Genomic DNA, 278 nt, shown 5'->3' on the forward strand with positions numbered 1-278 from the left:
ACTGGTGGCGCCATCGCGGTGTCACGGTGCGCTACGGCTATCGGGTCACCGAGATCGACACCGGCCGACGCGAGCTCAAGATCGAAGGCGAAGAGAGCATGGAATATTCCAAGCTCGTGCTCGCCGTCGGCTCGACGCCGCTACGGCTCAACGTGCCCGGCGCCGATCTCGCCGGCGTGCACACCTTTCGCGATACCCGCGACGTCGACCTGCTGCTGACGCTCGCGGCCGCCAGGAAGCGCGTCGTCGTGGTCGGCGGTGGTCTGCTCGGACTCGAA

At 67.3% G+C, this 278-nt stretch carries 1 protein-coding gene; it reads left to right on the forward strand.

Going from position 1 to position 278, the window contains the following annotated elements:
* On the forward strand, positions 1-278 hold a 278-nt coding region (locus IVB32_RS34020; RefSeq protein ID WP_247412819.1), incomplete at both ends, for an FAD-dependent oxidoreductase.

Origin of the sequence: Bradyrhizobium sp. 23 (assembly GCF_023073295.1) — a bacterium.
GTDB classification, from domain to species: Bacteria; Pseudomonadota; Alphaproteobacteria; order Rhizobiales; family Xanthobacteraceae; genus Bradyrhizobium; species Bradyrhizobium canariense_D.